A 20,858-nucleotide genomic window follows, 5' to 3' on the forward strand; every position below is an offset into this window, starting at 1 on the left:
TCCGTTCCTCCTCTATACAAGTGTATTGGCATCGATGATAAGTGCAACTGAACCATCACCTAAGATTGTAGCACCACTTATCATGCGGTTAATATTAATGTACTTACCAAGTGACTTAATAACAATTTCCATCTGGCCAATAAGATTATCTACAACAAGTCCGGCAAGCTTATCTCCCTTACGGACAATTACTATAACTATATTGTCAGACTCTTCCGGTTCGCCAGGTACATCAAGAAGTTCTCTTAATCTTATAAGAGGAATTACATTGCCTCTAAGATTAATAACTTCCTTAGCATGAACATATTTAATCTCGCTTACCGGTACATCTTCAATTGTCTCAATTGAGCCAAGTGCAATAGCGTATTTTTCTTCTCCAACTTTAACCATAAGTGCCTGAATAATAGCAAGTGTAAGTGGAAGTCTTATACTGAATGTACTGCCTTCTCCATATTTAGTCTTAACCTCGACATCTCCACCAAGAGCTTCAATCTTTGATTTTACAACATCAAGACCAACACCTCGTCCGGATACATCTGTAACTTTATCTGATGTTGAAAAACTTGGCTTAAACAGAAGATCAATTGCTTCTTTTTCTGTAAGCGCATCTGCCTGCTCCTGAGTAAGGTTTCCTTTTTCAACAGCTTTCTGTTTAACCTTCTCTACATCAATACCATTACCATCATCTCTTACTTCTATGACAACATTGTTGCCCTCCTGATATGCATCAAGCCATATAGAACCAACCTCTGGCTTGCCTCTCTCAGCTCTTATCTCTGCGCTTTCAAGTCCATGGTCAGCAGAATTTCTTAACAGATGCATAATAGGATCACCTATCTCATCAATAACTGTTCTGTCAAGCTCTGTCTCCTCACCTGACATATAAAGTTCCATCTTCTTCCCAAGTTTCTTGTTGAGATCTCTTATCATTCTTGGATACTTGGCAAATACACTCTCAATAGGCATCATCCTAACCTTCATAACTGACTCATGAAGGTTAGTTGTTACTCTTTCAAGATATTCAATCTGTTCACCAAATTTCTGATTAACAGATGTTGTACCATCTTCTGATACACTGGCTGATACAAGCCCGTTCTTTGCAATAATAAGTTCGCTGACAAGATTCATAAGAACATCAAGTTTTTCAATGTCTACACGTACTGTGTGGCTCACTGTTTTGCCTGCCTTATTATTGTTAGCTGCAGGAGCCTGCTTCTTTGCCGTCACTGATGCAGATGGTTTTGTCTCTGACTCATCCTTCTTTTCTTCCTGCTTTGGTGTATCCTGCTTCTCTTCTTTATCATCTTCATCTGCAAAAGGAGTTGTTATAGCCTCTCCTGCAGCATCTTTAATTTCCGAAACATTCTTGATTATTCCAACTATTGATTCATAACTTTCTTCCGTTACAACAACAATGCTGAAATCAAGCTCGAATTTCTCATCTTCAATATCCTGTGCAGATGGCTCTGATTTGATAATATCACAATGACCTTCAAGATTCTTAAATACAAGAAATGCTCTAGCTGCCTTAAGAATACAGTTTTCATCAACACTTACTTTAATGATGAACACATTCATCTTCTTCTCAATTGCTTCGTTAACAGCATTCTTTTCAAAATCAGCAAATACCATGTTATTATATCTGGCATAAGTACCTGCAACATCTGTGCTTTCTTCTTTCTTCTCTTCTGCAGGAGCTTCTTCCTTATTAGCTTCCTCAGGTAATACTCCCTTATCTTCATTATTAACTATAAATGAGTTAAGTGCCTTAATTATTGGCTCATTATCATCAGTTCCTTCATCAGAAGTCTCCTGGATATTATTAACATACTGCTCTAATGCATCAAGGCACTGGAACAATACATCTACCATTCTTGAATCAACTTTAATATTACCATTGCGGACCTCTGAAAATACATTTTCCATATCATGAGTAAGATTCTGCATTCTCTTATAGCCCATAGTTCCAGCCATACCCTTGAGGGAATGTGCAGCTCTGAATATTTCGTTAATTGTATCACTGTTATCAGGTTCCTTTTCAAGAATCATGATACCATCACTTAAATTCTGCAAATGTTCATTAGATTCGTCGATAAATATCTCTAAATACTGGCTTACATCCATCTTAAGATACCCCCACATTCTTCGTTATAGTTTCTGCAATTTTATTCAACGGAACAACCTCATCAACCAGTCCTGTCTGTGCTATAGCCTTAGGCATGCCATATACAACACAGCTATCTTCATCCTGAGCTATAACATGAATTTTCTTATGGCTGGCAGAAAGAGTTTTTATTCCTTCCGTACCATCTGCTCCCATTCCTGTAAGGACAACACATGTAATCTCATCATAATTACACTGTACAAGTGACTTATACATAACATTGGCACATGGTCTTAAGCCATCTATAGGAGGCTCGTCATTAAGCTTTATCACATACTCAGATGCTTTCTTGACAACCTCGATATGTTTTCCTCCTGGCGCAATATATACCCAGCCTTTCTGTATAACATCACCATCTGCCCCTTCCTTAACATTAATATCACTTATTTCGTTAAGTCTGGCTGCTAAGGATGCTGTAAACCCTGCCGGCATATGCTGTACAAGTACCACTCCGGCATCCAGATTCTTAGGAAGCATTGGTATTACCTGTTGTAATGATTTTGGTCCACCTGTTGAGCAGGCAAGTGCAACAACCTTCTTACTGCCACTTTTAATATTGGTAAATCTTGATGGATTAACCTTTGGAGGAATTGTATCATTAATCTCATTCCTGCGTCTTAAAGCAGATATTGCATCAATAGAAGCTTTTTTCTCCGATGGAATTAATGATGATGTCCTTCCTGATGTAAGCCTGCTGCCAGAATATCCCGACGGCTTTACACCTGTAGCTGACCTTGTCCTTTCCACAGACGCTTTGGAACTTGTTGCAACATTAAGCATATCATGTATACGCTTTTTAAAGTCATTGCCCTTAGTTTCAAAATAATTCTCTGGTTTGGTTACAAAATCAAACGCTCCATATTCAAGAGCCTGAATAGTTTCTTTTGCGCCTTCTTTTGCTACTGTACTTACAACAATAACAGTCTGCTCAATATGATTCTTTTGCAGCTTCTGTAATAATTCCAGCCCGTTCATCTTAGGCATATTAATATCAAGAATTATTGCACTGTACAGATTAGGATTAGATACAATCAAATCAAATCCCTCAAGTCCGTCTTTTGCAATAGCTGCGACTTCATACTCATTACCTTCGTTTATTATATCAGATATAACCCTTCTCATGAGTGCAGAGTCATCTATGACAAGTATTTTTTTTGCCATATTACAGCCCCCTTTCTTTCTTGCGAATCATTCTTTGCTGGGCAAAAACGTATTTAACAATATCCTCCGTATCTTCCTTCTGCATATTCACAAACTGAAGTCTGCTGTCATATACGCTGTCAGAATTCTGATTGCGCATTGACATTACAACCTTTGCCATCAGCTTCATATATCTGCTTCTGTCCCCTACCTGTATTGGAAAACTTACATTAACAATCGAATCCGCATCATATTGTTTCTTTGAAAAAAGTCTCAGTCCGCCACCGCTTATGTCAACAATTATTCCTTTATCTTCCGGCATGACAAAATTATCCGGCAATTTTCCGGTTACATCAAAAATCTTCCGTTCTTCATCCGTCAGCGGTATAATATCTGCATCAATAGTGCATTTCAGCCTGTAGAATTCCCTTCTCTGGAACTTTACAAGTGCTGTTTCAGGTCTTAATTCAACTGTAAATATATTTCCCTCTTTTCCTCTTGATTTTACAGTACAGTCAGATTTATAAATGTAATTACCTGTATAAAAAAAAGCTTCTATCAAAGTTCCAACTTCAAGCACTATCATTTTTCCCTGTCTTGAAGGCATCGTGCAGATAATAGTTTCATCATTGATATCCATTATCTGGCTTACAAGCATTTCTTTTGTTTCTCCGTTCTCTTTTATACGCCTGCTCTTTTTAAATAATTCAACCTTCCCACCTACAACAAGCTGTTCGAACATTCCCGCACCTCATTTCCTCTTAATCACATATTCTTTGCAAATACAGACCTTAGATATCCTCTTATGCCTCTCTTATGAACAGGAACATCTGCACCTTCTGACATCAGCCGTGTTGCTATTTCTTCAAAATGCCTTGACGATGTGGCATTTGGAAATATCATAGAGACCGGTTTCTGCTTCATAATTGCTTTTTTAATATTATTATCCTGTGGAACCGCACCTAAATACTGCATATTAATTTCAAGGAATTTCATAACCACAACATTAAGCTTTTCATACAGGCTTCTACCCTCAGCTTCAGAATCAACTCTGTTAGCTATCATCTTAATTGTTGTTTCATCTTTTTTGAAATTCTCATTCATGCTTAATGCCTTAAGGAGCGCATATGAATCCGTTATCGATGTTGGTTCTGGTGTTGTCACAAGTATCGTCTCCGGGCTTTCGACAAGAAACTCCATAACAGCAGGAGATATTCCTGCACCGGTATCAATAATTATAACATCTGCCATTCCTTCAAGTTCTGAGAGTTTATTAACAAGCCTTCTTACCTGCTCTTTATCAAGATTGACAAGCTTTGCAATTCCAGAACCACCTGATATGAATCTTATTCCTTCAGGTCCTTCTGTTATTATCTCGTCAAGCTCCTTGCCCGCAAACATAAGGTCACTGAGATTATATTTAGGAATAACACCAAACATAACTTCAATATTAGCAAGCCCGAAATCAGCATCCAGTATAATAACTTTCTTCCCCATCCTTGTAAACTGCACTGCAAGATTAATAGAAGTACTTGACTTGCCAACACCGCCTTTTCCACTTGTTACGGCAATAACTCGCGAATTCGTAATGTTTTTTAAATTTTGTTTTTTAATTATATTGCGAAGATTCTCTGCCTGATCCATCATGACTTACCTCCCAATAATAATTTAGCAAGTCTCTGCTCATTAATTACCTCAATGTCATTAGGTACATTCTGTCCTGAAGTTGTATACGAAAGCGGTTCGCCTGTATAAAGCTTCATATTAAGCATATTCCCAAGGCTGCATGTTTCATCTAATTTAGTAAATATAATAGCCCAGTCCTTAATATGCTTATATTTATCTGCTATATTTACAAGATCCTTATACTTGGTTGTGACACTTAATGTCAGATATATCTCAAAATCAAATTCATCCTTTCTTTGCTCAACCGTCTCAATGAGCTTATCCAGCTCTTCCATCTGTTCTTCTGACTTATGTGATCTTCCTGCAGTATCAACAAGTATAAGCTCATAAGTTTTGAATTCATCAAGACACTCATCCATTTCATCCGGAGAATATGCTACATTTACAGGGCAGTCAATTATAGATGCATATGTATTAAGCTGTTCCACTGCAGCTATTCTATATGTATCAGAGGTTATAAAAGCAACCTTTGTGTATTTTTCAAGTTTGAAATGTGACGCTATTTTTGCAATAGTTGTAGTCTTTCCAACGCCTGTTGGTCCAATAAAAAATATCACCTTCGGTTTGTCTCCAAGAGATATTGTACGGGGTTCCCCTAGTTTTAGTATAATCTTCTGGTACACAGCAGACAGAATGCTGTCAATATTAGATTCTTTCTTAAGTGAAGCCTCAATATCAGCAATTATTTCATCTGCATATTTTGAATCAACCTCATTATCAACCAACTTTTTATATATAAGCTGTAAGAATTTATAATTGGCATTCTCACGCTCTTTAACTATCTTCTTTCCTGTATCCTGTGCATGTATTTCTTCATGCATGACAGTTGCTGCTGCCGGTCTCTTTGCACTGCTGCCTCCTGGATTCATCTGATTTTCAAGAAGTGAATGGAGTGAATCAAGTTTCTTCTCAATATTAGCAGCATTAGAATTCATATCAATCTTTTCATCTGCGACAAGATTAATCTGCGATCCTCCCGTAATATTCTTCATAGGCTGACTGCTTATAAATCCACTATTAGCACCTTTATTTTCCATGGTTGGCCTTTTATTATTAATGCCATTAATAAATTCTTTTTCCTCAAGTGCAGCAGTAACCTCAACAACATCTTTCTTAAAAAGTCTGAATACACCTCTCTGTTTTAATGTCTTGACGTTAAGAACCACTGCACCGCTTCCTAATTCATCTTTAGCTTTTAATATTGCCTCTGTCTCTGTCTCCGCCTGAAATTTCTTCACTATCATTTATGCTGTCACCATCCCCACTGATTGTAATTCTACATTAGATTCCACCTCATTATATGAAATCACAATTATATCCTTATAATAATCCTTAGCCAGATTTCTGAAATACATTCTCACAATAGGCGATGTGATAACTATTGGATTCTTACCCATATCCTCAAGCTTCTTGAGTTCATTGCCTAATGCTTCAACAATCTTCTTACTGCGTTCAGGGTCAAGCGACAGATATGACCCCTGTTCTGTATTCTTAACAGAATTCATAATCTCCTGCTCAATTGCAGGGTCAACTGTAACAACATTTGTCACTTCACCTACCGTAAAATACTTGCTCGAAATAGCTCTCTTTAATCCCTGTCTTGCATACTCTGTCAATATATCCGGATCTCTTGTAACAGCTGCATGGTCTGCCAGAGTTTCTAATATAGTAACAAGATCTCTTATTGATATTCCCTCTTCAAGAAGATTCTGTAAAACCTTCTGAATCTCTCCAATACCCATAAGCTTAGGTACAAGTTCATCAATAAGTGTTGAATTGTTATCTTTAATATTATTAATGAGATTCTGTACATCCTGTCTGGTAAGAAGCTCAGCAATGTGCTGTCTTATAACCTCTGTAAGATGTGTTGCAATAATTGATGGCGGATCAACAACCGTATATCCAAGTGATTCTGCTCTTTCTCTCTGGCTCTCAGTTATCCATATAGCCGGGAGATGGAAGGATGGCTCAAATGTAGGAATACCGGTTATCTCTTCTTCAACATATCCTGGATTCATAGCCATATAATGATCAAAAAGTATCTCACCTTCACTCACCTGTATACCCTTAATCTTAATGACATACTGGTTTGGATTGAGCTGTATATTATCACGCAGTCTGATAATAGGAACAACTGCACCAAGCTCAAGTGCAATCTGTCTTCTTATCATGACAACTCTGTCAAGAAGATCTCCTCCCTGATTAACATCAGCAAGTGGAATAATTCCATATCCAAATTCAAGCTCAATAGGGTCAACATTAAGCAGTGAAACAACATTTTCAGGCTTACGGATTTCCTGTGCCTCGTTCTCTTCCTGCTCAGCGCTCTCTTCAATCTTAGCTTCTCCTGCTTTAGTTCCTAGCTTCCTTCCGTAAAAAATAAGAGCTGCTCCTAACGGAACAAATATGTACCATGGTAACGGTGTTAATATTCCAAGGACAGAAAGTGCAGCACCAACCATAATAAGTACCCTGTCCATCGAAAAAAGCTGTCCAACTATCTCATCACCAAGTTCTCCATCACTTGATGCTTTAGTTACAAGAATACCTGTTGCAAGTGATATAAGCAATGATGGTATCTGTGAACTCAATCCGTCACCGATTGTAAGAATAGTATACTTAGAAAGAGCATCATTAATTGATAATCCTCCATATACCATTCCCATGACAATACCACCAACAAGGTTAATTCCGGTAATAATAAGACCTGCAGTTGCATCTCCCTTAACATATTTGGTAGCACCATCCATAGAACCAAAGAAGCTATTCTCCTGCTGTAGCTTCTTTCTTCTCTCAGCAGCCTCTTTATCAGTAATGGCTCCTGTATTAAGGTCTGAGTCAATAGCCATCTGCTTACCAGCCATTGCATCAAGTGTAAATCTTGCAGTTACCTCTGCAACTCGCTCAGAGCCCTTATTAATAACTATAAACTGAACGATAATAAGAATAATGAATATAATAATACCAATTACCAGATTACCGCCGCCAACAAACTTACCAAATGTATCAACAACCTTACCTGCATCACCATTCTTTAATATAAGCTTAGTTGAAGATACATTAAGGGAAATTCTGAAAATAGTCGTAAATAACAGCATCGTAGGGAAAGATGCCATATCCAGAACTTCCTTAGCAAAAAGTGAATTAAAAAGCACAACCATTGCTACCAGGATATTAATTGCAAGCAGAATATCAAGCAGCCATGAAGGAATTGAAATAATGAAGAATAATACTGCGGCAAGCAGATATATTCCGATAAACAGATCATTCTTCTTAATCTTCATCATTTCTCTCCTTTCAATTTAGTCATTATTTACATAATATCACATAATCTGACTTTTATCTATTATTTGTGCGTAAAACAGATGCAAGAATTTCTGCAACTGCATAGTACAACTCAGGAGGTATTTCCATACCTATATCAACATTATGATAAATAATTCTCGCAAGAGGCTTATTTTCTACTACAGATATATTGTACTCTTTTGCTTTATCCCTTATCTGAAAAGCCAGATAATCAGCACCTTTGGCTATAACCACAGGTGCTTTTCCAGAATCAGGTTCATATTTTAATGCCACTGCAAAATGTGTCGGGTTCGTAATTACAACATCCGCCTCTGGAAGCTGCTGCATCATTCTTCTTCTTGAGATTTCCTGCATTCTCCGCTTAATCTGTCCCTTAACCTGCGGATCACCCTCTGCATTCTTGAATTCATCTTTAACTTCCTGTTTTGTCATCATATTATCAGTCTTAAACTTATGTCTCTGATATATAAGGTCAACAAAACCAACTATAAGAAACACCGCACTTATCTGGATTCCAAGATTAATAATTATATTACCAACCAAAGAAAGCGCAGTATATAAAGTAACATCATAAAAAGTAAGCAGAATATTCATATTCTTTCTTACACAATTGTACACCATAATTCCAATGATACTCATCATGGCAATAGCCTTAATCAGTTCAAATAACTGTCTTACAGAAAAAATCCTTTTAAATCCATTAAGTGGATTAATTTTACTTGCCTTCGGAGCAAGCGGTTTCGCTGTAACCATCCATCTTTGCTGAAGCATATTCCCAAGAATTGCTATGATTACAGCGACAATAAGCACAGGGATAATAATATTAAGAATAATTATAATTGCCTGTCTTACAATGCTGGATGCCATATTAATTGTCAGTCCCTGTGAACTTTCATTAATAACCTTTCCCATAAGAGCATATATCGTTGTAAATGCATCTATCAGTTTAGTTCCTATCTTTCCAACATACACTTTAAGTATAATAAACAGTGCCATAAGTGAAACTGCCGTTATCAGCTCCTTACTTTTGGCAACCTGACCTTCTTTTCGGATATCATCCAGCTTCTTACTTGTAGCCGGTTCTGTCTTTTCTCCTCCTGGTCCGTCTTTAGCAAACAACTGGAGGTTCATGTAAAGATAAGTTCTTCGCACTAGCTCATTCCCCTTACTAACATAGCAAATAATCTTTCTATCTCATCAAGTATAAAGTCAGATACTGATGGAAGCATTGAAATCGTAAACAGAATTACAAATATACCTACAAATATCTTAAGCTGCATACCAACAACAAACATATTCATCTGAGGTGATACCTTGGCAAGAATCGCAAGCACACAGTTTAACATAAGAATCGCCGAAAATACCGGAAGTGCAATTCTGAATCCTATAACAAAAAAATCTGACATAAAACTTATTATGGCAGTATATATTCCTGCACCGAATTTCACCCCGCCAATTGGAATAACTTTATATGTCTCAACAATTGCAGCAACAAGATACTGATGCATACCTGAAATTATAAGCAGAAGCATCATCATATAGTAATAGAAATTTCCCATGATACCAACCTGCATTCTTGTTGTAGGATCGTAAAGCTGTGCCATAGATATACCAATATCCATATCAATAATCTTACCTGCAAACATAATAATCTGCACGCAAAAAGACGTCACTGCCCCAAGAAGAATTCCAACAATCATCTCCTCAACAACAATTATTGCATAATCAATCATGCCATTATACTCAACTGTCATATCAGGAAAAAGCGAATATACCAAAACTGTAAGGCACAGTGCAAATCCAGCCTTTACCTTTCTTGGTACATTTGCCATATTAAAAAAAGGCGCAGCAAATACAAAAGATGCCAGCCTTATTAATATCAAAACAAATAATTCAAATTGCTCCAATGCAAATGTAAAATTCATAACACACTATCCTGCCATCATATATACTGACCAAAGCTTCCCCAAAGCATCTGCATAAACGAAACTATCTCATTAAGAAGCCAGTTTCCCATAATCATAAGTGCAATCATAATTGCAAGAAGCTTTGGAACAAATGTAAGTGTCTGTTCCTGAATAGATGTAAGTGTCTGAAAAAGACTTATAATAAGTCCGACAATCATTGAAACAAGTAAAAGTGGCACAGAAGTCTTCACTATAACCCATATAGTCTGTCTTGCTACTGTTACAACCTGTCCAGCATCCATATTCTTTACCTCCTGCCTTACTTAAATGTTGCTACAAGATTTCCAATTATCAGATTCCAGCCATCTGCCATTACAAAAAGTAAAATCTTAAATGGAGCAGATATGGTGGTTGGTGGAAGCATCATCATACCCATCGACATAAGAGTTGACGATACAACCATATCAATAATAATAAAAGGTATGTATATTAAGAATCCTATAATAAACGCAATTCTTAATTCACTTATAATAAACGATGGTACAAGTACTGTCATAGAAATATCATCTTCCGATGTAACAGAGCCTTCCTCATATCCTGCAATCTTAAAAAATGTATCAAGATCCTTTGTAGAAGTCTGTTTCAACATAAAGCTTTTCAATGGCTTTACTCCTGTTTCATACGCTTCCTCGACCGATATCTCATTATTGGATAGTGGTTTTAGTGCACTGTCATAAACTTCCGTAAAAACAGGCGACATAACAAAAAAGGTCAAAAATAAAGACAAACCTATAATAACCTGATTAGGTGGTACTGTCTGTGTTCCAAGCGCAGCCCTCGTAAAATGCAACACAATTACAATTCTTGTAAATGATGTCAGCATAATCAGAATAGAAGGTGCCAGTGAAATTACTGTAAGTACAAGAAGCATCTGCAAAACACTAGCCATATCATTACCATCACTCGTAGAAATACCTATATTAATAAGATTATTTCCTGATGCTGTTGTTTCCTCAGCAGCCATTACCTTATATGTAATAAATGAAATGGCTGCAAAAAAAGCTCCTGCCCCAACCGATATTCCTGCTAATGCCTTTCTATGCTTTCTAATCCACTGTAACATAACTCTCTCGTTCCTGCCTAATTAATTATCTGGTTTGTCTTTCTTAAACTTTTCAAGTATAGCTTTAAATCCATCAGTATTGATTGTCTTTGACTCTGACGAATAAGTCAGTTCCTGCTCGTTAATCTCACTCAAATAAGTGATAGTATCTTTGCAGACTGCTACTGCAAAACATTTACTGCCAATCTTAATAATCTGAATATACTTAGTATTAGACACTCTCATTGTTTCAAGTATCTGGATATTGCGCCCAGCCATTTTGGTTTTCTGCATATTACCAGCCCATCTTGTAGCAAAATATGTAAGTGCCAAAACAAATATAAAAACAACGAGAAGCGTAAGCAACTGTGCAAACGCTTCCCATCTACTATTCAACCCAGCTAATGCAACCATTATTATCCAACAACCTTCTGAACAGCTTCAATTACTCTGTCTGCCTGGAATGGTTTAACAATAAAGTCCTTAGCTCCTGACTGTATAGATTCAATAACCATAGCCTGCTGTCCCATTGCAGAACACATAATAACAGATGCTGAAGGATCTGCAGCCTTAATTCTCTTAAGAGCTTCAATTCCATCCATCTCAGGCATTGTTATATCCATAAGCACAAGATCTGGCTTTAACTCAGCATACTTTTCTACTGCCTTCTGTCCATTCTCTGCCTCACCTGCTATATTGTATCCATTCTTTGTGAGAATATCCTTAATCATCATTCTCATGAATGCAGCATCATCACAAATCAAAATATTCTTTGCCATAAACTTTCTCCTATTCAAAAACAAATTATTCACAAAAATCATTCGAATGTATTATACAACAAATACTATCAATTTCCTACTCTTTTTTTGATTTTTTAGAAAATCATAACAATTACTTGATAATCTCTGTTATACGTACACCAAAACTTTCTTCAATAACAACAACTTCACCCTTTGCAACATATTTGCCATTAACAAGAACATCAACAGATTCGCCTGCAATTTTATTAAGTTCTACAATTGTTCCAGGAGCAAATTCAAGTATATCTTTTATAGATTTTGTTGTTCTGCCAAGTTCTACTGTTACTTCAAGTGGAACATCCTTAATAAGTTCAATATTTTCCTTCTGTGTCAAAGGATTGACATCTGTTGAAAATGGCTGAAATGCTGCTGGAGATACATTAACATCCTGTGCTGGTGCATACCCTGCCATTGGCATACCCTGCATAGGCATACCTTGCATAGGCATACCTTGCATCGGCATTCCATAACCATAAGGCATTCCCATATTCTGCATCGGCATTCCCTGTTGTGGTGCTGTCTGTGCTGTAGTATTCTGCACCGGTACATCCTGCTGTGGCATTGTCTGTGTCATATTCTGTGCCGGAGCCTGCTGCACCTGCTCTTCCTGATGATTAGCTGTATCTTCCTGACTTACCTGTGGCTGTTCAGGTTCTGCTGACGGCATAAACATGTTAAGAAGTTCCTGTGCAAATTCCTTAGGATATAACTGCATAATCTCACTATCTATAAGTTCGCCAATCTGCATCTTAAAAGCCACCATTACAAAATGGTTTTTAAGGAATCCTGGCAGGTTATCATCTAATTCATTGTATGTCTCCACTAAGTTAGCTATTGGTGGACTGATATCAATTTTTCTATTAAACATTGATGATAAAGATGTAGCTGCTGAACCCATCATCTGATTCATAGCCTCTCCGATTGCACTAAGATGAAGTTCTGTCAATGGTTCGTCTGGATCAACATTACCTGGTCCTCCCATCATAAGGTCTGTAATTATCTTAACATCATTCTCTCTTAATATTAAAACATTATTGCCTGCAAGACCTTCTTTGTAAGAAATCTGCAACATAACACATGGTCTGTCATATTTACTTGATAAATCATCCCATGTAGCAACTTCTACTTTTGGTGTTGTAATATTAACTTTCTGTGAAAGAAGAGAACTAAGTGTTGTAGCAGCTGTTCCCATGCTAATATTAGATATCTCACCGACAGCATCTTTTTCTGACTCAGTAAGTGTAAAGCCGCCATCTGTATTATCATTAGCATTATCCTCTGGTATAGTTGTTGTTGCTGTTGATGAATCAGATGTGTCATCTCCTCCTGTATTCATGCCACTCAGAAGTGCATTAATCTCGTCCTGGGATAACATTCCATCCATTATTCTTCACTCTCCTCTCTAATTACATTAGTAACTCTTACTGCGTATTTATTCTCAAAATAACCAGGTAAAGCTGTAAACTTCTTAATATTACCTACATATACCTCTAATTCCTGGTCAACCTTTTTATCAATTTTTATTACGTCTCCAACCTGCAGATTAACAAAATCCGAAACACTAATCTTAGATGTACCAAGCACTGCCTTTATTGGTATCATTGCTTTATCAATAACTGTTTCAATAGCATCCTCATATGTATTGGAATCTTTTTCCTGCATATTAGAAAACCAATACTTGGTATTAAGCTTATCCATAACCGGTTCAAGAGTTGCATATGGAAGACATATATTCATAAGTCCCTCCACATCACCAATCTTAATATTAATAGTTACAATTGCGATTGTTTCACTCGGTGATATAATCTGTGCAAACTGCGAATTAGTCTCTATTCTTTCAAGTCTTGGATTAACCTTTACAACATTTTCCCATGGTTCCTGCAACTGATTAACACACACTGTAAAGATACGTTCCAGAATTGTAAGTTCAATTTCTGAAAAATCTCTCTCTTTATCCAAAGCATTACCTGCACCTCCAAGAAGTCTGTCAACAATTGCAAACCCCAGATTGGATGCCATCTCCATAATTATGTTACCACTTAATGGTTGCATTCCAACAACACCTAAAAGAACCGGATTAGAAAGGGCATTAGAAAATTCTGAATAAATAACTACTTCTGAATTAACAACCTCAACATTGACTGTCTTTCTAAGATATGCCGGAAGATTGGTACTCAGCAGTCTTCCAAAATGCTCAAATATTATCTCCAGTGTTCTTAGATGTTCTTTAGAAAACTTAGAAGGTCTTGCAAAGTCATAATTCTTGACTTGCTTTTCTTCTGTATTCTTCATCTCATCTACATCTAATTCTCCACTGCTTAAAGCTTTTAAGAGGTTATCTATTTCACTCTGTGAAAGTACCTCTCCCATCTTCCTCACCTCCTTATCATATTCTTTAATGTTTACTGGACAACAATATTAATCAGTACACTTTGTATCGTCTCAGTCTTGAATAATTCCTGGAATTCCTTTAAAAGGTCTGTTTCCATGGTTGATTTATTAGCACTTATTGTGCTGTAAGTATACTTATTAGCTTCATTGGTTATCTTATTAACAAGGACCTTCATCCCATTATCAACTGAAGTCGATACAGTACTATAATCCTTAGCTTTTGAATTAAGTCCGACAGATACTGAAAGTACGGCATATCTTGTTTTTCCATTATCAACATATGAAACAATTATATCCGTGCTGTCATTGTTCTTAATATCAATATAACTTACATTTTCAATTCCTGAACCTGTAGATGAATTATTATTAGAAACTCCGCCTGCAACATCCAGGTCAATAATCTGTGCCACTTTATTAATAAGAGAATTTGTCTTCTTATTTGTTGATACAAGTGAAAATGTAAGAATCACTGTAAGTACCAGATTCACAAGTACAAGTGCCAAAATAATCACATTAAGCATACTCTTTTTCATGAGTAATCCTCCTTAGCTGTTAATTGAATTATACACCTTAATCTCAACTCTTCTGTTCTGAGCTCTTCCTTCTGGAGTATCATTAGTTGCAATAGGCACTGCATCTCCTCTTCCGGATGAACTCATTGTCTGATCTGAAAAGCCTTTCTCAGACACAAAGAAATCAAACACACTGTATGCCCTGTAAAGAGAAAGCATCATATTATTAGGAAACAGTGATGTATTGATAGGAACACTATCAGTGTGACCTTCTATGGTAATAACATTATCATCATATTCAATAAGTGCATCAGCAACCTTGTCAAGAAGACTGCGTGCCTCTGATGTAAGCTCCGACTTTCCCGAATTAAACAGAATTCCACCACTTACATTAAGCATTACATATTTACTATAAGCAGTAACATCAACATAATCTGCAACTCCACTGGCTGTAAGTTTATCAACAATCTCCTCAGCCATATTTTCAGACTGCTCAAGACCTTCTTTTTCAATCTCTTCATAAGCATTCTGTACATCCTGTGACATATCGCCATCATTGTTAAGGCCCATATTGTTATAGTAATTGCTCAATTCATTCAGCTGACTCGCCCCACTGCTTACAAGAATTCCTTCCTTTGACAGTGCAGAACCGCCTTGAGGAAGTACACTAAAGCTTGATGAAAGTGAAGCTGCAATCTCTTCAAACTTCTGAGAATCAATATTAGACATAGCAAACATCAAAACGAAAAAGCACAGCAGAAGATTCATAAGATCTGAAAACGTATCTTTCCAAAGTGCCGCTGGTGGTACATTCTCTGTACGCTGTTTAGCCATCAGCCTTCACCTCCTCCTTGTTCAGATAATGCTGTTCTGGCAGATGGTGAAAGGAAAGACTTAAGCTTTTCTTCAATAACTCTTGGGTTCTCTCCTGCCTGAATAGAAAGAAGACCTTCAATAATAATCTCTCTAAGCTGATATTCATCATTATTCTGAAGCTTGAGCTTATTAGATATAGGAACACATATCCAGTTAGCAATCAAAGAACCATAAAGTGTAGTAAGAAGTGCTACAGCCATATTAGGTCCGATAGATGCTGTATCAGATAAGTTCTTTAACATATTAACAAGTCCGAGAAGAGTACCAATCATTCCCCATGCAGGAGCAAGAGCTGCCCAATTATCAAAAAAGCCAATTGTACTCTTATGTCTTGTATCAAGATTAACCAGTTCTGTTTCAAGAATGCCTCTCACAAGCTCCGGCTCAGTACCATCAACAATGAGAAGAATACCCTTCTTCATAAACTCATCATCAAGTCCCTGTGCCACTTCTTCAAGTGCAAGAAGGCCTTCTTTTCTGGCTGTGTTAGAAAGCTCAATAATCTTAGAAATAACCTGTCCATTATCAAGCTTAGGATCTTTCATAGCAATGCCAAATCCCTTAAGATGTCCTAAGAATGTCTTAAATGTATAAGATGTGAGCATACCAGCCATTGAACCACCAATAGTAACGGCGATTGACGGTATGTCAACAAATGTGTCCATAATTCCCTTTAGTGTAGGATTAGTCGTACTTGTTATAATTCCGATAACGACCATGACAAACCCAATAATAATTCCCAACAGTGTAGCTAAATCCATAATTGCCCCTTCCAAGTCTCTAGTATTCTATATATATTATCACTTAGTATCTGTACCAGACGCATACAGATTACCAATTATATTTCTCTTATAAGTAATAACCTTGCTATATACCTCTTCTACGCTTTCCTTGACAACGTATTTATGTCCTGTTGTCAGGGTTATAACAGTATCAGGTGTTTCCTCCATAACTTCAATCAGTTCTGCGTTAAGCACAAAGCTTTTTCCATTAAACCGTGTTACATCAATCATAATTCCTCCCGATACCACATAAGGTATAGTACCTCTATTAAAATCAACTATATATATTAAAACACTTATGGCGAATTATTGCAAGGAATACTTGTAATAATTCGCCATAAATATCTTTTCATGTCAATTATCTCTTAAGATTAATAAGTTCTTCAAGTAATGTATCTGATACAGTAATAATTCTCGAATTAGCCTGATATCCTCTCTGAGTTGTAATCAGATTCGTAAATTCTGAAGAGAGATCCACATTAGACATCTCAAGTACTCCTGATGAAATACTTCCATCACCTTCTGTAACATCCTGACCAATTCCATCAAAAGTTCCAGAATTAAGTGTTGCTGAATAAAGATTATCGCCTTCTTTCTGAAGACCTTCAGGGTTGGAGAAAGAAGCAACTGCTATCTGTCCAATATTCTTAGTAACACCATTGCTATAGCTTGCCACAATATATCCTGATGAATCAACACCAACCGATGTCATCTTACCTACTGCCTTGCCTTTTCCAAGTCCATTAATGCCAAGCTCTGAATTAAGATTAGTCTTTTCTGAAAACATTGTAATTCCAGATGCATCCATCGTAAGTACAGGACTTGTCTCACTTTCACCGATAACTCTCAAATCAACGCCTTCAATAGCATCTGATGCAGTCCCGTTATTAGAAAATGTAAGCTTAATATCTGAATTTGATGCATCGGCAAGACCTGTAAGTGTATTAAATGATAATGGTGCTGACGCAGTAAATGTAAGGTCTGTCGGCTTACCATTCTTTGAAACCGAAACAGGCTCAATTGTATACTGTGTATTATCTCCCTGAACGCCTGCATACACAAGATTAACTGTTGCCTGATAAGAATTACCAAGGCTGTCATAAAAATTAATAGTTGTAGTACTTGTATCCTTAGAACCTGCATTAAGGTTACCTGTTACCGTAACAGATGAAGTTCTTTCTGGTGAAGTATATGCAACATCCGGACTGTTAACATACAGCTTTGATACAAGGTCTCTTTTTGCATTACCAGATTCATCAACCTGCCAGCCCATTACATTAGCGCCACCTGTTGTTACAAGAGCACCTGACTCATCAACCTTAAAATTACCAGCTCTTGTGAAGAATGTATTACCCGCACTGTTAACTATAAAGAAAGAACTTCCACCAATCTTTAAGTCAAATGCATTATCCGTTCTCTCAGAACCACCTTCTGAAGAAATTGCTGTGGAGATAGAACCAACAGATGATCCAAGACCAATCTGCATAGCATTAGTTCCTCCCTTTCCTGTTTCTGCATTAGGTCCTGACGCAATCTGAGTTGTCTGATAAAAAACTTCTGAAAAAGTCATAGACTGTGACTTATATGCCACAGTATTAACATTGGCAATATTATTACCAATAACGTCCATTCTTGTCTGATGTGCCTTAAGACCTGACACAGCAGAATACATTGATCTCATCATAATATTTGTTCCTCCATAAATATGTAAAGACATATATCTGATGCATTCATCAATAAAGCATCGTCCCTTCTGGCATTCAGGGACATTCGCCTCCTTGCGGTCCAGCTAAATAATTACTGCTCCATCAATATTAGTATAGATATTGTCTTCATTGTTATTCTGATCCATCGCCGTAATCACTGTTCTGTTTCTTGTATTAACTATAAAAGACAGATCATCAACTATAACGAGCGATTCTTTGATTCCTTTCAAAATTGCTTTTTCGGTTCCTTCCTCAAGCCTTGTCATCTGTTCGTCTGATAACCGGATATCTCTCTGTTCAAGCCTTTCACCAGCATGTTTAGAGAACTTCAACCCTTTTGACGATTTAATATCGCTGTCGGAAATAACCTCTTCAATCGAACGCTTCTGATTATATATATCAGCAAATGTTTTGCCATTATACATTTTATCAACATTATCAGAATTCTTCTTTCCTATAATGTCCGTCATCTTTTCGATAGAAGCAATATTATTACCTATCATATTATTCATCATAACGGTCACTCCCCAGGTTTTGTATCCTCTGTCTTAGTATCTGTTGTAGAACCATTTCCTTTCCATTTGTCAAAATAGTCCTTATCCATTACAGTATCAAGATCTGCAATATCATAAAGCTTTCCACCAATTCCAAGATAAACAGTTCCATTTATTGTTTCCCAATAATCAACAGTTCCGCCTATATAACCATTGCTGTTCTGTGTTGTAGTCATTATAACCTGCTTACCAACAAGGTTAGATGCCATATCCTGTAATGTATTATCATTCATTTCTTTAGTAGCTTCAACCTGTGTAAATGTAGCAAGCTGTGCCATATAATCCGAATTATCTGTAGGTTCTAGCGGATCCTGGTTCTGCATCTCAGCTACCATAAGCTGTAAAAACTGTTCAACATCAAGCGTTGTCTTATTAGTAGTACTCTTATTCTTTCCTGTTGAACTTAAGTTGCTGTTAACATCGTCCTTTGTACTTAATGAACCATCATTCTTCACATAAGACCATGCACCTATCGTACTAGCCATATATTATCTCCTTTCTCATCTTATTCTATGCTGAATATTCAACACTACTGTCGCCATTAACAATAGCATCTTTTGCCCTGATTTCTTCATCAGTCATATCAGATTCTTCCAGTTCTTCAAGACTGCTAAGGTCAAGCTTTCTATGAGTCTTCTTTTCCTGACCAGCCTGTTCTGAATTATTACCTTCGAGATTCTGCTGTGATTCAAAGCCATGACTCTGTACAGTAATCTCTACAGATTCAACCTTCACACCCTGATTGTTAAAATGTTCTTTCAAAGCTGTCATCTGATTTTCAAGAGCAGCTTTTACCTGTTCATTCTGTGCTGTAAGCTGTGCTGTAATTACTCCCTGTCTTGCTGTGACAGCTATATGTACTTTTCCAAGATTCTCAGGATTAAGCATAATTTCAATACTTGAAAGCTGCTGTCCTGTTGTAACCTTAATCTGTTCTACAACCTGTCTTACAATATCAGCTTCATTAACATTAGAAACTTCATCAATAATCTCGCTGAAAGCATTCTGGATATTCTGTGCCATATTCCCGGTAAAGTTTTCATTTTCCACAGATGCTTTATCAGACATATGAGTCTGCTGCTTATCATCCGCATTATTGTCATTATCAGCCTGTACTTTAGTCTTCTGTGCAATTACATTGCTTAACTCATACTGTGATGTTGCTTCCGGCCGTTCTTCTGGCTGTGCATCTTCTTTTACCACAGACTGTTTAACAGACTGTTTAACATCATCCTTCGCAGAAACAAGCATTTCTTTAATTGAATCAATGTCCATATTATACACATCTTCCAGATTATCTGTCACAGACTTTGCATATTCCAGTATATCATTGAGCATAGATACTGAATCTGCATCTGTCAAAAACTCAAGTGAATCAGTGTTTCCGCTAAGAGCAACTACAAGATCCGTAAGCTTCTGCATGTCAAGCAAATCCTCTGCTATAATTCCAAGCTGCTCCATAGCACTCTCTATATCTTCATCAGATACATTCATTGTTTTCTTAATCTTTTCTTTAATGTCCGACACTGCATTCTGCACATCCTGAGTCATTTTGTTACTGTTTTCTTTAACCGCATTATCTGTTTTTACATTTTTTACAGTTGAATTAGTGGTAACAATATCTGCATTCTTGTTAGAGTTATTAGCACCCATGCTTACAAGTGAATCTGATGGAGCTGCTAAATATGTATTAGTCTGCTTTGATGAATTCCCAGTCACATCGTTTCTTACAGAACTATTCATTATCCTTGCAAAATCAACATTCCCGGAATTATCCTGACCAGACTGGCTTCCAACACTTCCTGCCACCTTAGTAACCGGCTGAACCATTCCTGTAACAGCTGAACTTACCATATTATCCTCCTCCTTTCTTCATATTAGAATCAGGATAGACCTAATCCATATTATATATCGGTAGTCTGTGCTACAGAC

At 36.9% G+C, this 20,858-nt stretch carries 22 protein-coding genes; all 22 read right to left on the minus strand.

What is annotated here, in order from left to right; genetic code table 11:
• Positions 1–12: 12 nt before the first annotated feature.
• Positions 13–2,124, minus strand: coding sequence for a chemotaxis protein CheA (locus GKE48_RS02060; protein WP_022097331.1), 2,112 nt, complete (start codon positions 2,122–2,124; stop codon positions 13–15).
• Between the two features lies 1 nt (position 2,125).
• On the minus strand, positions 2,126–3,325 hold the full coding sequence (locus GKE48_RS02065; protein ID WP_022097332.1) for a protein-glutamate methylesterase/protein-glutamine glutaminase: 1,200 nt from the start codon (positions 3,323–3,325) through the stop codon (positions 2,126–2,128).
• Position 3,326: 1 nt separating this feature from the next.
• A complete protein-coding gene (locus tag GKE48_RS02070) occupies positions 3,327–4,046 on the minus strand; it encodes a flagellar brake protein (protein ID WP_022097333.1) in 720 nt (239 codons plus the stop codon).
• A 23-nt stretch (positions 4,047–4,069) separates the two neighbouring features.
• Complete coding sequence (locus GKE48_RS02075) at positions 4,070–4,948, minus strand: MinD/ParA family protein (RefSeq protein WP_118265788.1); 879 nt, start codon at positions 4,946–4,948, stop codon at positions 4,070–4,072.
• Positions 4,948–6,234 (minus strand): flagellar biosynthesis protein FlhF, encoded by a 1,287-nt coding sequence (gene flhF / locus GKE48_RS02080; protein ID WP_022097335.1) that lies wholly within the window; start codon positions 6,232–6,234, stop codon positions 4,948–4,950. The genes GKE48_RS02075 and flhF overlap by 1 nt, the downstream gene beginning before the upstream one ends.
• Positions 6,235–8,274 carry a flagellar biosynthesis protein FlhA gene (gene flhA, locus GKE48_RS02085; protein ID WP_022097336.1) on the minus strand — a complete coding sequence of 680 codons (2,040 nt, stop codon included), beginning with the start codon at positions 8,272–8,274 and terminating at the stop codon, positions 6,235–6,237.
• A gap of 55 nt (positions 8,275–8,329) precedes the next feature.
• Entirely contained in the window at positions 8,330–9,448 is a 1,119-nt protein-coding gene (gene flhB / locus GKE48_RS02090) for a flagellar biosynthesis protein FlhB (RefSeq protein ID WP_022097337.1), read from the minus strand.
• Complete coding sequence (fliR, locus tag GKE48_RS02095; protein WP_022097338.1) at positions 9,448–10,221, minus strand: flagellar biosynthetic protein FliR; 774 nt, start codon at positions 10,219–10,221, stop codon at positions 9,448–9,450. Before fliR ends, flhB begins: the two co-directional genes overlap by 1 nt.
• 17 nt (positions 10,222–10,238) lie before the next feature.
• Positions 10,239–10,505, minus strand: a complete 267-nt coding sequence (fliQ, locus tag GKE48_RS02100) for a flagellar biosynthesis protein FliQ (protein WP_022097339.1) — start codon at positions 10,503–10,505, stop codon at positions 10,239–10,241.
• A gap of 17 nt (positions 10,506–10,522) precedes the next feature.
• Positions 10,523–11,326, minus strand: a complete 804-nt coding sequence (gene fliP, locus GKE48_RS02105) for a flagellar type III secretion system pore protein FliP (protein WP_022097340.1) — start codon at positions 11,324–11,326, stop codon at positions 10,523–10,525.
• Positions 11,327–11,347: 21 nt separating this feature from the next.
• On the minus strand, positions 11,348–11,719 hold the full coding sequence (locus GKE48_RS02110) for a flagellar biosynthetic protein FliO (RefSeq protein ID WP_022097341.1): 372 nt from the start codon (positions 11,717–11,719) through the stop codon (positions 11,348–11,350).
• Positions 11,720–11,721: 2 nt separating this feature from the next.
• Complete coding sequence (locus tag GKE48_RS02115) at positions 11,722–12,084, minus strand: response regulator (protein WP_022097342.1); 363 nt, start codon at positions 12,082–12,084, stop codon at positions 11,722–11,724.
• 112 nt (positions 12,085–12,196) lie between these two features.
• Complete coding sequence (gene fliY / locus GKE48_RS02120) at positions 12,197–13,489, minus strand: flagellar motor switch phosphatase FliY (protein WP_055286032.1); 1,293 nt, start codon at positions 13,487–13,489, stop codon at positions 12,197–12,199.
• Complete coding sequence (gene fliM, locus GKE48_RS02125) at positions 13,489–14,475, minus strand: flagellar motor switch protein FliM (protein ID WP_022097344.1); 987 nt, start codon at positions 14,473–14,475, stop codon at positions 13,489–13,491. The genes fliY and fliM overlap by 1 nt, the downstream gene beginning before the upstream one ends.
• Positions 14,476–14,507: 32 nt before the next feature.
• A complete protein-coding gene (locus GKE48_RS02130) occupies positions 14,508–15,029 on the minus strand; it encodes a hypothetical protein (RefSeq protein WP_022097345.1) in 522 nt (173 codons plus the stop codon).
• A 12-nt stretch (positions 15,030–15,041) separates the two neighbouring features.
• The gene (locus GKE48_RS02135) at positions 15,042–15,842 is read right to left on the minus strand and encodes an OmpA/MotB family protein (protein WP_022097346.1); all 801 of its coding nucleotides are present in this window, start codon (positions 15,840–15,842) and stop codon (positions 15,042–15,044) included.
• Complete coding sequence (locus GKE48_RS02140; protein WP_022097347.1) at positions 15,842–16,645, minus strand: motility protein A; 804 nt, start codon at positions 16,643–16,645, stop codon at positions 15,842–15,844. Before GKE48_RS02140 ends, GKE48_RS02135 begins: the two co-directional genes overlap by 1 nt.
• Before the next feature lie 39 nt (positions 16,646–16,684).
• Positions 16,685–16,897 (minus strand): flagellar FlbD family protein, encoded by a 213-nt coding sequence (locus tag GKE48_RS02145; RefSeq protein WP_022097348.1) that lies wholly within the window; start codon positions 16,895–16,897, stop codon positions 16,685–16,687.
• A gap of 127 nt (positions 16,898–17,024) precedes the next feature.
• Entirely contained in the window at positions 17,025–18,350 is a 1,326-nt protein-coding gene (locus tag GKE48_RS02150; RefSeq protein WP_022097349.1) for a flagellar hook protein FlgE, read from the minus strand.
• A gap of 105 nt (positions 18,351–18,455) precedes the next feature.
• Positions 18,456–18,887 carry a TIGR02530 family flagellar biosynthesis protein gene (locus GKE48_RS02155; protein WP_022097350.1) on the minus strand — a complete coding sequence of 144 codons (432 nt, stop codon included), beginning with the start codon at positions 18,885–18,887 and terminating at the stop codon, positions 18,456–18,458.
• 5 nt (positions 18,888–18,892) lie between these two features.
• Complete coding sequence (locus GKE48_RS02160) at positions 18,893–19,411, minus strand: flagellar hook assembly protein FlgD (RefSeq protein ID WP_022097351.1); 519 nt, start codon at positions 19,409–19,411, stop codon at positions 18,893–18,895.
• A gap of 25 nt (positions 19,412–19,436) precedes the next feature.
• On the minus strand, positions 19,437–20,780 hold the full coding sequence (locus GKE48_RS02165; RefSeq protein WP_154300357.1) for a flagellar hook-length control protein FliK: 1,344 nt from the start codon (positions 20,778–20,780) through the stop codon (positions 19,437–19,439).
• Between the last annotated feature and the right edge of the window lie 78 nt (positions 20,781–20,858).

The sequence above is a fragment of the Lachnospira eligens genome (assembly GCF_009680455.1).
GTDB lineage: Bacteria > Bacillota > Clostridia > Lachnospirales > Lachnospiraceae > Lachnospira > Lachnospira eligens_A.

Excerpts from the sequence above, each read along its gene's own strand:
- GKE48_RS02060 (WP_022097331.1), bottom strand. The coding sequence starts at position 2,124 with ATGGATGTAAGCCAGTATTTAGAGATATTTATCGACGAATCTAATGAA.
- GKE48_RS02065 (WP_022097332.1), bottom strand. The coding sequence starts at position 3,325 with ATGGCAAAAAAAATACTTGTCATAGATGACTCTGCACTCATGAGAAGG.
- GKE48_RS02070 (WP_022097333.1), bottom strand. The coding sequence starts at position 4,046 with ATGTTCGAACAGCTTGTTGTAGGTGGGAAGGTTGAATTATTTAAAAAG.
- GKE48_RS02075 (WP_118265788.1), bottom strand. The coding sequence starts at position 4,948 with ATGGATCAGGCAGAGAATCTTCGCAATATAATTAAAAAACAAAATTTA.
- flhF (WP_022097335.1), bottom strand. The coding sequence starts at position 6,234 with ATGATAGTGAAGAAATTTCAGGCGGAGACAGAGACAGAGGCAATATTA.
- flhA (WP_022097336.1), bottom strand. The coding sequence starts at position 8,274 with ATGAAGATTAAGAAGAATGATCTGTTTATCGGAATATATCTGCTTGCC.
- fliR (WP_022097338.1), bottom strand. The coding sequence starts at position 10,221 with ATGAATTTTACATTTGCATTGGAGCAATTTGAATTATTTGTTTTGATA.
- fliQ (WP_022097339.1), bottom strand. The coding sequence starts at position 10,505 with ATGGATGCTGGACAGGTTGTAACAGTAGCAAGACAGACTATATGGGTT.
- fliP (WP_022097340.1), bottom strand. The coding sequence starts at position 11,326 with ATGTTACAGTGGATTAGAAAGCATAGAAAGGCATTAGCAGGAATATCG.
- GKE48_RS02110 (WP_022097341.1), bottom strand. The coding sequence starts at position 11,719 with ATGGTTGCATTAGCTGGGTTGAATAGTAGATGGGAAGCGTTTGCACAG.
- GKE48_RS02115 (WP_022097342.1), bottom strand. The coding sequence starts at position 12,084 with ATGGCAAAGAATATTTTGATTTGTGATGATGCTGCATTCATGAGAATG.
- fliY (WP_055286032.1), bottom strand. The coding sequence starts at position 13,489 with ATGGATGGAATGTTATCCCAGGACGAGATTAATGCACTTCTGAGTGGC.
- fliM (WP_022097344.1), bottom strand. The coding sequence starts at position 14,475 with ATGGGAGAGGTACTTTCACAGAGTGAAATAGATAACCTCTTAAAAGCT.
- GKE48_RS02130 (WP_022097345.1), bottom strand. The coding sequence starts at position 15,029 with ATGAAAAAGAGTATGCTTAATGTGATTATTTTGGCACTTGTACTTGTG.
- GKE48_RS02135 (WP_022097346.1), bottom strand. The coding sequence starts at position 15,842 with ATGGCTAAACAGCGTACAGAGAATGTACCACCAGCGGCACTTTGGAAA.
- GKE48_RS02140 (WP_022097347.1), bottom strand. The coding sequence starts at position 16,645 with ATGGATTTAGCTACACTGTTGGGAATTATTATTGGGTTTGTCATGGTC.
- GKE48_RS02145 (WP_022097348.1), bottom strand. The coding sequence starts at position 16,897 with ATGATTGATGTAACACGGTTTAATGGAAAAAGCTTTGTGCTTAACGCA.
- GKE48_RS02150 (WP_022097349.1), bottom strand. The coding sequence starts at position 18,350 with ATGATGAGATCAATGTATTCTGCTGTGTCAGGTCTTAAGGCACATCAG.
- GKE48_RS02155 (WP_022097350.1), bottom strand. The coding sequence starts at position 18,887 with ATGATGAATAATATGATAGGTAATAATATTGCTTCTATCGAAAAGATG.
- GKE48_RS02160 (WP_022097351.1), bottom strand. The coding sequence starts at position 19,411 with ATGGCTAGTACGATAGGTGCATGGTCTTATGTGAAGAATGATGGTTCA.
- GKE48_RS02165 (WP_154300357.1), bottom strand. The coding sequence starts at position 20,780 with ATGGTAAGTTCAGCTGTTACAGGAATGGTTCAGCCGGTTACTAAGGTG.